This window comes from Streptomyces sp. NPDC044044, assembly GCF_056434405.1.
In genome coordinates this window covers 54990-68534 of sequence record NZ_JBWKFG010000007.1, presented here as the reverse complement: position 1 = coordinate 68534, position 13545 = coordinate 54990, and the positions used below count along the sequence as shown (strand labels likewise).

At 68.7% G+C, this 13545-nt stretch carries 9 protein-coding genes and 1 pseudogene; 6 read left to right on the top strand and 4 right to left on the bottom strand.

Annotated elements, in window-relative coordinates; all coding sequences use genetic code 11:
* The first annotated feature begins 85 nt into the window (after positions 1-85).
* Positions 86-580: a hypothetical protein gene (locus AC07AG_RS25845; RefSeq protein WP_478758041.1), complete on the top strand. Its 495-nt coding sequence runs from the start codon at positions 86-88 to the stop codon at positions 578-580.
* A gap of 670 nt (positions 581-1250) precedes the next feature.
* On the opposite strand, the gene AC07AG_RS25840 is transcribed toward AC07AG_RS25845, so the two are convergent.
* On the bottom strand, positions 1251-1748 hold the full coding sequence (locus tag AC07AG_RS25840) for a hypothetical protein (RefSeq protein WP_478758039.1): 498 nt from the start codon (positions 1746-1748) through the stop codon (positions 1251-1253).
* A 46-nt stretch (positions 1749-1794) separates the two neighbouring features.
* On the opposite strand from AC07AG_RS25840, the gene AC07AG_RS25835 reads away from it, so the two are divergent.
* On the top strand, positions 1795-2331 hold the full coding sequence (locus tag AC07AG_RS25835; protein ID WP_478758037.1) for a dihydrofolate reductase family protein: 537 nt from the start codon (positions 1795-1797) through the stop codon (positions 2329-2331).
* A gap of 44 nt (positions 2332-2375) precedes the next feature.
* Here AC07AG_RS25835 and AC07AG_RS25830 read toward each other — a convergent pair whose 3' ends face one another.
* Genes AC07AG_RS25830 through AC07AG_RS25820 form a run of 3 tightly spaced genes read right to left on the bottom strand, consistent with a single transcriptional unit; the run spans position 2376 to position 6690 of the window.
* Complete coding sequence (locus AC07AG_RS25830) at positions 2376-3491, bottom strand: AI-2E family transporter (RefSeq protein WP_478758036.1); 1116 nt, start codon at positions 3489-3491, stop codon at positions 2376-2378.
* Between the two features lie 10 nt (positions 3492-3501).
* Positions 3502-3672, bottom strand: coding sequence for a hypothetical protein (locus tag AC07AG_RS25825; RefSeq protein ID WP_478758034.1), 171 nt, complete (start codon positions 3670-3672; stop codon positions 3502-3504).
* Positions 3673-3717: 45 nt separating this feature from the next.
* Positions 3718-6690, bottom strand: coding sequence for a helix-turn-helix transcriptional regulator (locus AC07AG_RS25820; RefSeq protein ID WP_478758032.1), 2973 nt, complete (start codon positions 6688-6690; stop codon positions 3718-3720).
* Positions 6691-8376: 1686 nt separating this feature from the next.
* On the opposite strand from AC07AG_RS25820, the gene AC07AG_RS25815 reads away from it, so the two are divergent.
* The 4 genes and pseudogenes from AC07AG_RS25815 to AC07AG_RS25800 form a co-directional block, all read left to right on the top strand.
* Positions 8377-9270, top strand: coding sequence for a hypothetical protein (locus AC07AG_RS25815; RefSeq protein WP_478758030.1), 894 nt, complete (start codon positions 8377-8379; stop codon positions 9268-9270).
* Between the two features lie 1086 nt (positions 9271-10356).
* On the top strand, positions 10357-10659 hold the full coding sequence (locus AC07AG_RS25810) for a Mu transposase domain-containing protein (protein ID WP_478758028.1): 303 nt from the start codon (positions 10357-10359) through the stop codon (positions 10657-10659).
* A 243-nt stretch (positions 10660-10902) separates the two neighbouring features.
* Entirely contained in the window at positions 10903-12246 is a 1344-nt protein-coding gene (locus AC07AG_RS25805) for an MFS transporter (RefSeq protein ID WP_478758027.1), read from the top strand.
* Positions 12247-12341: 95 nt separating this feature from the next.
* Positions 12342-13166, top strand: a pseudogene (locus tag AC07AG_RS25800) (IS5 family transposase); the annotation flags it as partial.
* Positions 13167-13545 lie beyond the last annotated feature (379 nt).

The window sequence follows — 13545 nt, the reverse complement described above, 5'->3', positions numbered from 1 at the left end:
CGCACCGGATAACGTTCTGCGCATGACAACGCACGGAAGGCCGCAACCGCCGACGCCGACGTGCCCGCGCTGCGGTGGAGTTGAGGTGCGGACGGTCGAAAAGGCGCAGTCCGGCAAGGGCGCCCTGACCAAGAACCTCGGCACCCGGCTGGCGAAGGGCCCGGAGAAGAGCGGCGACGGCTGCATCCACTTCGCCGAGGGGCTCATCTTGAGCCTCATGGTCGGCGGTGGTCTCGCCTACACGGGCGTCGAGAAGGACAACCAGCTGTACACCGTCGGCGGTGTGGTCCTCGGACTGCTCATCTTCGCCGCCACCCTCGCGGTGGTGCGCGACGACGGCCGGGAGAAGGACGCCGAGACATCCGGCGAGACACTGGCCAACGAGTTCTGGCTGCCGGCGCACTACTGCTACAGCTGCGAGGGCGTCTTCTGCCCGGGCGGCACCCCTTGGCAGGGCGTGCTCACCCCGGAAGAGTTCAAGAAGCTGGTCTGGCGACAGGGCTGCTACGAGCGCCAGTTGCAGCCGGGCGACAAGGCGAAGGATGCGGAGATCCCACCGGGGACGCTGATCGAGGGCTAGTAGTGCTTCGTCAGGTTCTGGGTCTGTTGGTGGTGAGGGTCGCTGCAGGTGGTGCAGGTTCCGGTCCAGCACCGCAGCAGGTCCTGGAGGGGTGGCGAGTACGTGTAGAGACTCATCGCGGGCTGCGGGCTTTTGGGTCGTCGCGCCGCCGGGGTGAGGAAGGCTACCGGCGGGGGAGCCGGGTATCCCTCCCCGTGTCGCGCTAGCTCCCGGCCCGATGATGAGGCCTGGCAGTCCTGCTGCCCAACACCGGAGATCGGAGAGCGGGAGCCGTGGCTTCTCGGCCGTGAGGCCCGGCCGTACGTGCAGGACCTGGCCACCCACACCCGCGCACGATCCAGCTGACCGGCGGGAACGGTGCGGTCCTTGCACTGTCGGTCCCGCCAGACGGACGCTGGCTGTTCGGCGCGAGCGAAGACGGGACCATTTCTCCGGGGTCGTACCCGGAGGGCACGGCTTACTGTCTCGGCGGCCCTGACCGACTGGCTGTCGATGACCGTTGCGACCCCGTGAGGGGAGGTCCCCATGCGGCGCCGCACCAGGCGGCGCAACTGGCCCCGAACGTGGTCCAGTACTCCGGCTCTGCTCCCGCACAGCAAGAAGCCGTAGACCGATGCGTGAGGCGGGAAGCTCGCGGGGCAGAGCACGCCTTGTGCGGAATCGAGCCGGGCTAGGAGTGCGGCCGATTGCAGAGGAAGCAGCCGTCCTGGAGTGGGGGCGCGCTGAGGACGCGGTGGTGGACGCACGAGGCCATCGCGGCTTCGTCCGGGCCGGGGAAGCCACGTACGGCACTGCTGTCGGCGGGCGGGGTGCAGGACTCCACCATGGCCGTGAAGCAGTGCAGGTAGTCATGCACGCGGGGCGGGTGGTAGTCCAGCTCGCTCCAGCGATGTCCGCTCGCCGCGAGTGCTGTGGCACGCAGCACGAAGTCCTTCGCGCGGGCGCGCTCCCGCTCCGTCGCACCCCAGTCGAACTCCGTCAGGTCGAACCCGACGGCACCGCGCCCCATGACGTTCTGGTCCTGCAGGGTTAGCAGCGCCGCGAAGCGGAAGTCCCAGTCCTCGGAGGCGAGATCGGACACGGCCAGCATCAGCACGTCGATGAACACCGCGGTGGCACCATTGGACAGGTCCAGCTCGTGGCTGCCGCCGGAGAAGATGTTGCTCACCGACCTATGATGCAATCCCGGCCCTCCACCTGCTTGGAGCAGACGCATGACGGATGCGAGCACCGGCAAAGTAGTCGTGAACAGAGTGATGTCCCTGGACGGGTTCATCGCCGGTCCCGGCCACACGATGGACTGGGTCTTCGAGCACATGACGTCGGCGACGTTCCCGGAGGTCATGGCGGCCACGGGCGCCATGCTCATCGGCCGGGAGACGTACGAGGTCGGCAAGCGCATGTCCGACGACAACACCGACTACGACGGTGGGCCACAGTTCGTCCTCACCCACCGCCCGCCCAACGAGCCGGACCCCAACGTCACCTTCCTCACCTGCGACATCGAGGAAGCCGTGGCCACGGCACGCCGAGCCGCCGGCGACAAGAACCTGGAGATCCTCGGCGCCGACGTGGCCGCCCAGTGCCTGCGGCGCGGCCTCGTCGACGAGATCCTGGTGTACGTGCTGCCGGTGCTGCTCGGCGACGGCGTCCGCTTCACGCCGCCGGGCCTCGACCGGATCGACCTGGAACCGTTCAGCAACGTCCAGTCGGGCGGGGTCACGATGCTGCGCTTCCACGTACGCAAGTAGGCACGGTCGCAGCTACTCGCCCCCTTACAGGGCCCAAGGAGGAATTACGACGGGACCGTCGCACCAGGATGCGGGCCGTCGGTCTCCGGCTCCAGCGGCGGGTCGCTGAGCTGCTCGCGCAGATAGTTCCAGACCACCGCGATCAGGGCGGCTGCCGGTACCGCGAGCAGGCTGCCCACGACGCCGGCCAGACTCGCGCCCAGTGTGACTGCCAGCAGGACCACCGCAGCATGCAGACCCAGCCCGCGACTTTGGATTATCGGCTGGAACACGTTGCCCTCGAGTTGCTGCACCACGACGATGATCGCCAGCACGATAAGCGCGTCTGTCAGACCGTTGGACACCAACGCGATGAGCACTGCTACGAAGCCGGCGAACAGGGCACCTACGATCGGCACGAAAGCGGAGACGAAGGTCAGCACCGCCAGCGGGAGCACGAGCGGCACACCCAGGATCCACAGGCCCAGACCGATGAGGACCGCGTCGATCAGCCCGACGAAGGCCTGGGAACGTACGAACGCGCCCAGAGTGTCCCAGCTGCGCGCCGCCACGATCGGGACGTCGTTGGCGAGCCGGCCGGGGAGCTGGCGGCCAAGCCAGGGAAGGAACCGCGGGCCGTCCTTGAGGAAGAAGAACATCAGGAAGAGCGCCAGGACCGCGGTCACCACACCGTCCACCACGGTGCTCACTCCGGTGAAGAGAGTGGTGACGACGCTGCCGACGCTGCCCTTGATGCGGGAGGTCGCCGAGTCGACTCCGCCTGAGATCTGGGCGTCATTGATGTTCAGGGGCGGTCCGGCGGCCCACTCGCGCAGCTTCTCGACGCCGTCGGCCACGCCGTCGGCAAGTTCTCCGGACTCGGACGCCACCGGCACCGCGATCAGCGCCACGATGCCCGCAGCGACCAGAAGAAACAGTACGGTCACCACCGAGGCGGCCAGGGCGGCGGGCCACCCGCGCCGGCGGAGGAAGCTGGCCACGGGCCATGTCAGTGTGGTGAGCAAGAGGCCCACTATGAGCGGCCAGACGACCGACCACATTCGACCCAGAACCCACAGGGCCACCGCGGCGGCCACAAGAACCAGCAGCAACTCGACGGAGACCCGCGCAGATCTGCGGAGCGCGGCAGCGGTTTTCGTGGAACTCAGCGTGGCAGGCATGGGGGACACCCTATTGATACTTCAGACACGCTTCGCACCGCAGTCGGCGGCCGAGGGCGAAGCCGCGGTTGTGGCCCTCGTCGAGGCTGCGCTCGTCGAGGCTGCGTTGCCGCTGGGCGAAGAATGCGGTGCGCGTCCGGGTCGCCGTCGCGGTTCCCGCGTCGGCGTCGTGCTCGGCCATCGACGAGCTGCGGTTCTGGCACCGTCCCGAAGCGACGGAAGCTGCTCAGCCCGACGCGCTGGTCTCCGGCTCGATCAGGCCCTCGCGGTATGCGATGCCGACGGCCTCGGTACGGCTCGCGGCACCCAGCTTGGCGAGGATGTTGGAGACGTGGACGCTTGCCGTCTTGCCGCTGATGTACAACTCTTCGCCGATCTGACGGTTGGTCCGCCCGCGGCCGAGCAGCCGCAGCACCTCGCTCTCCCGGGAGGTCAGGTCGGCGATACGCTTCCCGGCGGCCGGTACGTCGGCGAGACGGCCGCGTCGTACCAAGGCGTCGAGTGCCTCTCGCAGCGGTACGGCGCCGAGCCGCACGGCCGTGTTGCGGGCCGCATGTACCTGCTCGGCCGCCTCTTCGCGGCGGCCGACGGTGAGCAGGGCCTCCGCGAGCCGCCGTCGGCACCGGGCGAGTTCGTATGGCTCGCCGTAGCCGAACGCGGTCACGGCCCGCTCCCAGGTGGCGACGTCCGGGCCGGTAGCGGCGCGTACTCCCTCGGCTTGGGCGCGCGCCAGCCAGGCCAAGCCCTCGGGTCCCTGCTCAGTGCCGTCCTTGCCATGGGCCGCCGTGGTCCGGGCCAGCTCTACGAGCTCGGCCGCGATGTCCGTCCAGCGACTGGTGCTCGGCGCGTCGCCGGCCAGGCGTGACTCCTCCGCCGCGTCCGCGACGGCTGACAAGGTGAGCGCGGCCAGCCGGACCACGGCGTCGGGCCTGACCGAGCCCTCCGTGAGTGCGTCGACCGCGGCTCCCAGCTGCCGTACACAGTCCTCGGCGTCACCGCGCAGCGCCGCGGCGTCGGTGAGCACGATGCTCGCGACGAGCGAGGCCATCCAGTCCGGGGGGCCGTCGAGCAGTGCGCGGGAGCCGCCGACCGCCACGTCGAACTCGCCGCGCGCCAGAGCGACGTACAGCGCGGGTGCGGTCGCGAACCCGGACGCGGCCGTGAGGAGGGTGACATCGTCGGCGGCCGTTCGCGTGCACTCGTCCCAGCGACCCAGCGTGTAGAGCAGCAGGGATTGCAGATAGCGCAACTCCACGGCGTACGGCGAGGAGAGGAGGCCGGCACGGCGGGCGCGGTCGAGTCCGTCGCTGATCCAGGTCAGGCACGAGTCCATTTCGCCGCACTCGTGGCAACCGATCGCCAGGTTGTACAGGGCCCGCATCTCCACCTGAAAGTTTCCGGCGGTGCGGGCCAGCTCACGGGCTCCGAGCAGCCGCTCCCGGCCCTGCGGAGTACGCCGGTTGTGCGCCTCGAGACCGACCAGCGAGATCACCAGATCGGCCTGGGCGTCAGCCAGCCGGAGCCTCTCGGCGATGTCCAGGGCCTGCCGGGCGACGCGTGCGGCGTCCTCGTCACGGCCCACGTAACGGGCCGCCATGACGTGGGTCGCGGCCGCCCACACCCAGGTGCGCGAAGGCGGTTCGGCCGGGATCAGCCCGAGCGCATCGCTGCTGTACGCGAAGGCGGCCTCCAGATTGTCGATCCGCATCAGGTTGCCCGCGAGGGTGTAGCGCACACGGGCGGCGAGTTCGGAGTCGGCCTCCGAGCCGACCCGGGCGAGCGCGGAGCGGGTGAGCTGGACCGCTCGATGGGGATCCCCGGCGCGTGCGGCGGCGGCTGAGGCACGCAGGGTCAGAGTGACCGGGTCGCTGTGCTCGGGGTGCGCGGCCGCGTCCACCACGGCCCACAGTTCGAGCGCGGTCTCCAGGTGGCGCAGTTCTTCGGCGGGTGCGCGGAGGCGCTGGGCGTGGTCTGCGGCTTCGAGGGAGGCCGCCAGCGCGTCCGCCAGGTCGTGGCTCGCGCGTGAGTGATGGGCTCGCTCCGCCGCGCTGTTCGCCGGACGGTCCTCGCCGGCGAGGAGCGCAGCGAACACCCCGTGCAGCCTGACCCGTTCGCCGGGCAACAGATCCGCGTACACGGCCTCGCGGGTGAGGGCGTGCCGGAAGGAGTACGTCGCGGCGTCGTCGGTCACCAGAAGCTGGTGACCGACTGCCTCGCGCAGCGCCGATTCCAGCTCCTCCTGCGGCAGTTGCACGGCGTCACGCAGCAGGTCGTGCCCGACCCGGCGCCCTGCCACTGCCGCCGTGCGCAGGACCTGCTGGGCAGTCTCGGTCAGCTGCTCGATCCGGATGAGCAGGACGTCGGCCAGGCCGCTGGGCATGGCGGCCGAGTCCGGGCCCTCGCCGTCCTCGGGCAGCGCGGCGAGCAACTCCTCGGCGTAGAAGGCGTTTCCCTCGGCGCGGTCGACGATGCGGCGAACCGCTGCCTCGGAGAGGGGGCCCATGCGTTGCGCGTGCACGAGCCGGGCCACGTCCGCGTCAGCCAGCGGGTGCAGTTCGAGTCGGTCGACGGCGGGCAGCCTGACCAGCTCGGCGAGCAGCGGCCGCAGCGGGTGGCGCCGGTGCAGGTCGTCCGTGCGGAACGAGGCGAAGACTGCGAGCCGGTGGGGCGGGCCGCCGGGCGTGGGCCGCTGTAGGACACCCCGGCTGAGCAGAAAGCGGAGCAGGTCACGAGACGATTGGTCCGCCCAGTGGAGGTCCTCGATGACCAGGAGAAGTGGGGTCAGGGCCGTCAGGTCGGCGAGGAGGCCGGCGATACCCTCAAAGAGCTGGAGGCGGCTGCCGGCGTCGGGCAGGGGGCCCGCTCCCGCTGCCGTACCGATCAGGCGTTCCACCGCGGGGTACGCGGCGAAGGCCGGGGCGAGCCGTTCGTCGGCGGCAGCCGCACCGAGGATCTCCGTGAACGGGAGGTAGGGCAGGCCGACGTCCCCGAGGTCCACGCAGTGGCCGGTCAGGACGGTCATGCCGAGGGTTGTGGCGTGCGCCGCGGCCACGGTCAGCATGCGGGTCTTGCCGACGCCGGCGTCCCCGGCCACAAGGACGGCGCGCGGGTCGCCGACCGCGGCCCGCTCCAGTACGCCGGTGAGCCGGGTGAGTTCGGCTGTCCGGCCGACGAACGGTGTATCGATTGTCTGGGCCACGGGCCCATCCAAGCACGCCCGGCCGGTACCGCTCGTGGGTCCAGCCGCGCTCCTCCGAGTGCGAGGACGCGGTGCGGGGCGCGCGGGGGTGGCTCTGCGGCGGAGAAGTGGGAGCAGGCACACATTCCGTGAGGAGAGGCAGCGCTGCACTCTCGCAGGCTTCCCGGAGGGGCTGGGGCGCGGCGGGATGTCGAGGGAGCGCTGTCGTGGCGCTCGCCGGGCGCTTGGCGGGGCCCCGGCTGTCGCTGTGGCGGGGAGGGGGCAGGTGCACCGTAGCCAGTCGAGGCCGATTAGCTCACTGTCGAGCACGCAAAAATCTATCGTGGCGAGAGTAGACATTGGGTGGTGGTGTGGTTATGGTTTCTCTCGTAGCCAGAAAGACAGCAGGGCCCGGCAGGGATGAACTGCCGGGCAGTAGTACCCGCAAGTGCAGTACGCAGGACGGTGCGGTGGTGGAGTTGCGAAGCCAGAGCAGTTGTAGGACGGCGACGGGACTGACGACCGGACCGGGTGGCTCGCAGTGATCAGGGGCCGCCACGAGCAGGACCGCAGTACCCGCAAGTGAAAGTCGCAGTACCCAGCAGTGCAGGCAAGTGAGCGGTACCTCGGTGAAGGCGTCGGCTGCGGGCGCGCGCATCGGGAGGTTCGGCAGTGGGGTTCTAAGCCAGAGCAGATGCAGGAGAGGCGACGGGGCTGGCTGCCGAAGGGTGACGCTTGGTCAGGCCACCAGCAGTTCGCATCACCGGCAGTATCCGTAGGTGCAGTTCGCAGTACCAGCAGTATGCAGTCCCCCTTCGGTAAGTAGTTGATCAAGAGGGAAGAACGGAGGAGCCGAGCGCCATCAGGATCGCCCGGGCGGAGTGTTGTGTCCGGGTACCGCAGGACATCGATAGTGAGGTGGTCTCCGGTCAAGCAACCGCGATCCCCGCAATCCCGGCGACTTCCAGGCCGGGGCAGCGGAAACAGAAGGCCGGCGCAGCATCAGGGCCGGCAGATGGTGTAGCAGTTCCTTCGGGGCCCGGGTGCCAGTACGGCACTCGGGCCCCTCCACGCGTTCCAGGGGCGCGGTCCTTTGCAACGATCTTCTGGACCCGCGGGCCGAGCCGGAATTCCAAGCCGTGGCACAGCACGGCATCACGCCTCAACGCGCCACCACAGCCGCGCCCTTCGCTGACCTCGTGGGCCCTGACGGCGTTGTTCCACGACCGCCGGTGCCTCGCCTACCCCGCCTTCTTCGGCCGTGGTGTCCGCAAGCGGGAACTGCCTCTGCGTGACCGCGCGAACAGCGTTCACCCACCAACCGATGAGGCGATGAGCTCCCGCAGTTCTCTGCTGGCTCGGCCGTTGACGAAGGGCGCTGCTCGTCGTGCAGTTCGTATAGGTGTCACCACGGGCTGGGGCACGTGCGGCAGGCAGCGCGGGGCTCTCCTTTCCCTTTCCGGTCCCTTCCGGAGTAAATCGGCTGTCGCCGCGGCGCGAGTTGCGCTCACGGCGCGCCGGATCCGAGACGAACGCCCCAGCCGGGCGGCGCCTACCCCATGGTGGATTTGCTCCGAGGCCTTCCAGACGTGACATGGGCGTATGGCTGGATTTGCAGATGCGCCCTTCCCCACGCCTGGGTCGAGCGGTACTCCTTGCCGGGATGCGGGCGGCCCCAGTCAGGGAAGGGACACTGCGATGACTCATATGCGCCACCACAGCCAGGGAAACCTGGAAAGTGGCTTACCGGGCGGCCCGGCTGGCTGCGGCCAGACGGAGATGACCTCGTTCGACGAGGTGTACGACCAGCCAGATCCCAGACATTTCTACCGCCTGCTGGGCCGCTGGGACTATCAGACGCCTCACCATGCGCAGAGGGTGTTGCGGCGCGTGGCCGCAGCCCGTGCCTCCGCCCCGCTCACGGTGCTGGACATCTGCTGCTCGTACGGGATCAACGCGGCCCTCCTCAACCACGACCTCACTCTGGAGGACCTGTACGCCCACTACACCTCCCCACAGGCCGCGGCACTCACGACAGCAGAACTGATCGAGTGGGACCGTGCCTATTACGCGGCCCATCGACGTCCCGACGCACACCGGATGATCGGGCTCGACATCGCTGCGAACGCCATCTCCTACGCTCTCGCCGTCGGCCTGCTGGACGAAGGCTTCGCCGAGAACCTCGAAGCGGCTGCGCCCACCCCCGCTCTCCTACGCGCGGTCCAGCAGGTCCTTCTGGTCACCGTCACGGGCGGAGCGAGCTTCCTGTCCCCACGTACCTTTCAACCGCTCCTTGCCGCCGCAGGCGACCAGGTGTGGATCGCGGCATTCGTTCTGCGCACCGGCTCCTACCGGCACATCGCTGACGGGCTGACACCGCACGGCCTCATCACCGAGAGAGCGGCTGCTGTGAGCTATCGGCAGCGCCGCTTCACGAGCGTGCATGAGCAGCGGTACGCCATCACCGCCGTGACTGCCGCCGGGGAGGATCCTCAGGGCAGGGAGACCGACGGGTACTTCCACACCGAACTGCACCTGTCACGGCCCGCGAAGGACATGGCAGCACTTCCACCCACCACTTTCACGTCACAGGGCGTGTAAGCACACGCGAACCCACGCAGGATCGCCCGCTCGGTCGCGCACGCTGCAGGACGGCTCCCAGACGCTGCTGGCCTACACGCCGGCTGGGAACATAGATTTCTGCGAGGACCCGTGTGCTTTAACGGTTTGAGTCGGCTCCACTTCTCCGGCTTGAAGTGGCCCCAGAGGGAGGGCGCCTTGGAGTGTTCGGGGGGTTGTTCCGGCTTGAGTTGGCCCCAGCTCTGTCCCGGTGGTGGGACCCTCGCGAAGGGGTGCCACGAGGGGGCGAGGCCGGTGGATCAATGGAAGGAAGAGCTGTTCCTGCGTATCCGTCGTGACTCATGACTGAATGGACTGTCGGTACGGGCTCTGGCTCGTAAGTACGGTGTTCACCGTCGTCTGGTCCGGGGGGCTTTGACCTCGGCGACGCCGCCTGCCCGCAGAACGCCGGTGCGGAAGTCACCGCGGCTCGAGCCGTTCAAGACGACGATCGACGAGTGGCTGCTGCAGGACCTGGACGCGCCGCCCAAACAGCGCCACACCGGGCAGCGCATCACGGCGAGGCTGCAGCAAGAGCTCGACGCCGAGATCGCCTACACCAGGGTCTGGGACTATGCGTCGCGGCGGCGCCGGGAGATCGCGGAGCGAGCGGGAGCAGCGCCGGCGGCCGGGTTCATCAACCGGCACAACCGGCCGGGCATGGACGCCGAGGTCGATTTCGGCGAGGCACGGGTGGACTTGGCCGGCCAGCGGACCAGTGCTACGTGTTCGCCTTCCGACTGGCCTACTCGGGCAAGGCCGCCCACCAGATCACCACCTCCTGCGGGCAGGAGGCATTCCTGGACGGCCACGTCCATGCGTTTCGGATGTTGGGCGGGGTGCCGGGCGGACAGATTCGCTACGACAACCTTTCCCTGTCTCCCGGGTGATCCACAGGAGCCGGTCGCGGGATGAACATCCGAAGTGGACCGCCTTCACCCGACACTTCGCCTTCACTCCCTTCTGCTGTGAGCCGGGCCTGCGAGGCTCCCATGAGAAGGGCGGGGTGGAGGGGCAGGCGGGCTGCTTCCGTCGCGATCACCTCACCCCGGTGCCACAAGTGGCGTCGTGGCATGTGGATCCGCACCATCGGCCAGGACTTCGCCAGCGAGGCCCCGCTGCTGCTGCCCCTGCCAGGCGATTCGTTTCGAGACCGGCATCGTCTTCACGCCGCGAGTCGGCCGTTACGGAATGATCGCCGTGAGGGTCTGCCGCTACTCGGTTCCGGCCCGCTTCATCGGCCGCACCGTGCGCGTCATGCTCCGCTCCCGCGACTTAGAGGTCGCGCGGATAGGTGTGGTGCTTGGGAAGCTCGGCACCGTGGCGGAGCGACGGGAAACAGAGGGATCACTCTGTCGTCGGCTCCGGTAGCATCGGCGCCATGTCTGCTTCTTCGTGCGCGGCTTGCGCCGCAGTGACGAGGACGCTCCGCTAGCGGCGGGGCGTCTCTCTCACTTCTGTAGAACGTGTCGTCGCTTCGTGGTCGAACCGAAGCGGCACGTTGGTGCTGCTCGGAACTTCTTCTGAGCAACGGAGCACTTGGTGATTTCAGGCATTCTCTCTGCGTGCCGGGACGGCTCGTCCCCGGTGCGTGCACGGCTGGTGCTGTGCTGCATGGCCGTGCTGCAGTTCTTCATCGCGGTCGACGTGACGGTGATCAATGTCGCCCTGCCCTCGATCGGCGCGGACTTCGGCGTCGATGGTCATGCGCTGACCTGGGTAGTGGTCGGGTACACGATTACCGGTGGCGGGCTGTTGATGCTCGGCGGCCGGCTGGGCGACGTGCTCGGCAGGCGCCGCGTCCTTCTGCTCGGCACCACAGTCTTCGGTGCCGCATCGCTGCTGGCCGGACTCGCGCCGTCCTTCGCTCTGCTGGTAACGGCCCGGCTGCTGCAGGGGGCCGGTGAGGCCATCGCGCTTCCTGCCGCGATGTCGGTAATCGTGCTCATGTTCCCGGAAGGGCCACGCAGGGCACGAGCGTTGAGCGTGTGGGCAGCCGTCGCCAGTTGCGGCCTCGTCCTCGGGTTCGTGGTCTCCGGCTTCATCACCGAACTCCTCGGCTGGCGGTGGATCTTCCTGGTGTCCGTGCCGTTCGTCCTGGTCGTACTCCTGGCAGCGATTTTCCTCGTACCGGGCGAACGGCCCGCTGGGAGGACTCCGTTGGACCTTCCCGGATCGTTCCTGCTGATCGCGGCCCCGCTGTTCTTCACCTTCGGGGTCGTCGAAGCAGGTGAAGAGAACGGCACAGCGTCCTGGCTTGCCCCGGTGGCATTGGTGGGCGCGGCCGTGGCCGGAGCCCTGTTCGTCAGGGTCGAGCGGCGCTCACACAATCCGCTCGTGCCGCTCCGGTTCTTCCGCAACCGGTCCCGGGTTCTGGCCAACCTTGCCACCGCCTTGGTGAGCGTGGCACTGTCCACCTCGTTCCTGCTGTTCACCTACTACCTGCAGGACCGGTTGGGAGCCAGCCCGCTCCAGGCCGGTGTGACCATGCTGCCCTTGGCAGGGTCTCTGATCACGGCCTCGGTGCTGGTTCCCCGGGTACTCAAACACTGGGGTGCTCGGCTCTGCATCCTGGCCGGGATCTGCTGCACTGCTTTGGCCATGGCAGCCATCGCCCTGGTCTCGCACTTCGGGGCTACCGGCCTGGCGATGATTCCGGCCATGGTGCTCATCGCCGCCGGAATGGGGCTCGGGATCGTCGGGCTGCAGTACATCGCAGTCACCGGCGTGACCGAAGAGGACGCCGGCATCGCCTCCGGCGTCCAGCGAGCCGCCGACCAACTGGGCGGCTCCACCGGGATCACGCTGTACGTGGGCATCGGGTTCGCCCCCGCCCTGGACGGCACCGATCCCTTCCTCGCCAGTAGCTTCCTGGCCCTCGCCGGACTCGCCGTGGCCGGGTTCGTCACCTGGCGGATCTCCGTGCCCACTGCCGTGACAGCGGAATCGATCAGCTGACCTCAAACAGGGGCTGTGCCCGCCCGGCTCTCCGGCCGGGCGGGCACAGCCCTGGAGAACGGCCCACGATCGCCATTCGCCCAGCAGAAGGTCACGTGCCCGTCCTGCCCTCCTGCATCACCGAACCCCTGTGGGACCAGTTCCATACGCTGATCCCGCGCCGGCAGATCACCCACCCGCTGGGGTGCCATCGCCCCCAGGTCCCAGACAGGATCGTGTTCGACAAACTCCTGGCCCGGCTCGTGCTGGGCGGCACCTACCAACAGCACGCCGACCACCGGGTATCCGCGACAACACTGCGGTCCCGGCGGGATGAGTGGATTGCCGCCGGAGTCTTCACCTCCCTGCACCAGGCCGCGCTCGATGCCTATGACCAGGCCATCGGCCTGGACCTGGAAGACCTCGCCGCCGACGGGTGCCTCGTGAAGGCCCCCGGTGGCGGAGAGAACACCGGTCCCTCGCCGGTGGACCGCGGAAAGTCGGGGCTCAAGAGGTCCCTGCTGGTCGAAGGCACAGGGCTCCCGATCGGGTGCGTGCTCGCCAGCGCCAACCGGCATGATTCGCCGCTGCTACGCCCCACCCTGGAAACCCTGGGACGCTTTGGGTTCCATCTGCCCGACAAGATCACAGTGCACTTGGACTCCGGCTACGACTCGCGCGTGACCCGCGACCTATTGACCGAGCTGGGCTGCGGGTGGCCGATCGCCCCAAAGGGTGCGTTCGTACCCATCAACCGCACTCGCCGGTGGGTTGTCGAACGGACGAACTCCTGGCACACGCGGGGGTTCAAATCGCTGGCGGTCGTGACTGACCGCAGTTCGGTGGTGCAGGCCGCATGGGTAGCACTCGCCAGCGCGGTCATCGTAGTCCGGCGCCTGATCCGCGAAGCGTGGGTGATCCTCCGATGGGACACGCGGCCCGCCGCCGGTGACCTATCCGCGCGTCCTCTTAATCGTCTTCTACGGCCACACCGAGATCGCCAGTCACCCGCGACTGAGCGTCAAGGGGGCAACCGCACTTATCGGCTCGAGGGGGCCGTCGCCGCGGTCAGGCAGCTGGAGGCGGGCCGTCCCCGGGGCAAGATTGTTGTGATCGTGAGCTGAGGGTGATCGCGCCGAGAGTCGGATCGTGGAGAAGGCCGAGATGGGTGGGGGGCGAGAGCGGATGGGTGGGGACGGGGGTGGTCGAGAGCGGATCGGTGGGGGGCGGTCGAGAGTGTGTGGGGGCGGGGTGGGTTTGTCCTGCGTCCTGATGCTGCGGTACGGCTGACGTACGGCGGGTGCCAGGCAGGTCAAATGC

Coding starts and splice junctions, on each gene's coding strand:
- AC07AG_RS25835 (WP_478758037.1), top strand. CDS start 1,795: ATGACGGATGCGAGCACCGGCAAAGTAGTCGTGAACAGAGTGATGTCC.
- AC07AG_RS25805 (WP_478758027.1), top strand. CDS start 10,903: ATGGCCGTGCTGCAGTTCTTCATCGCGGTCGACGTGACGGTGATCAAT.
- AC07AG_RS25825 (WP_478758034.1), bottom strand. CDS start 3,672: ATGGCCGAGCACGACGCCGACGCGGGAACCGCGACGGCGACCCGGACG.
- AC07AG_RS25815 (WP_478758030.1), top strand. CDS start 8,377: ATGCGCCACCACAGCCAGGGAAACCTGGAAAGTGGCTTACCGGGCGGC.
- AC07AG_RS25830 (WP_478758036.1), bottom strand. CDS start 3,491: ATGCCTGCCACGCTGAGTTCCACGAAAACCGCTGCCGCGCTCCGCAGA.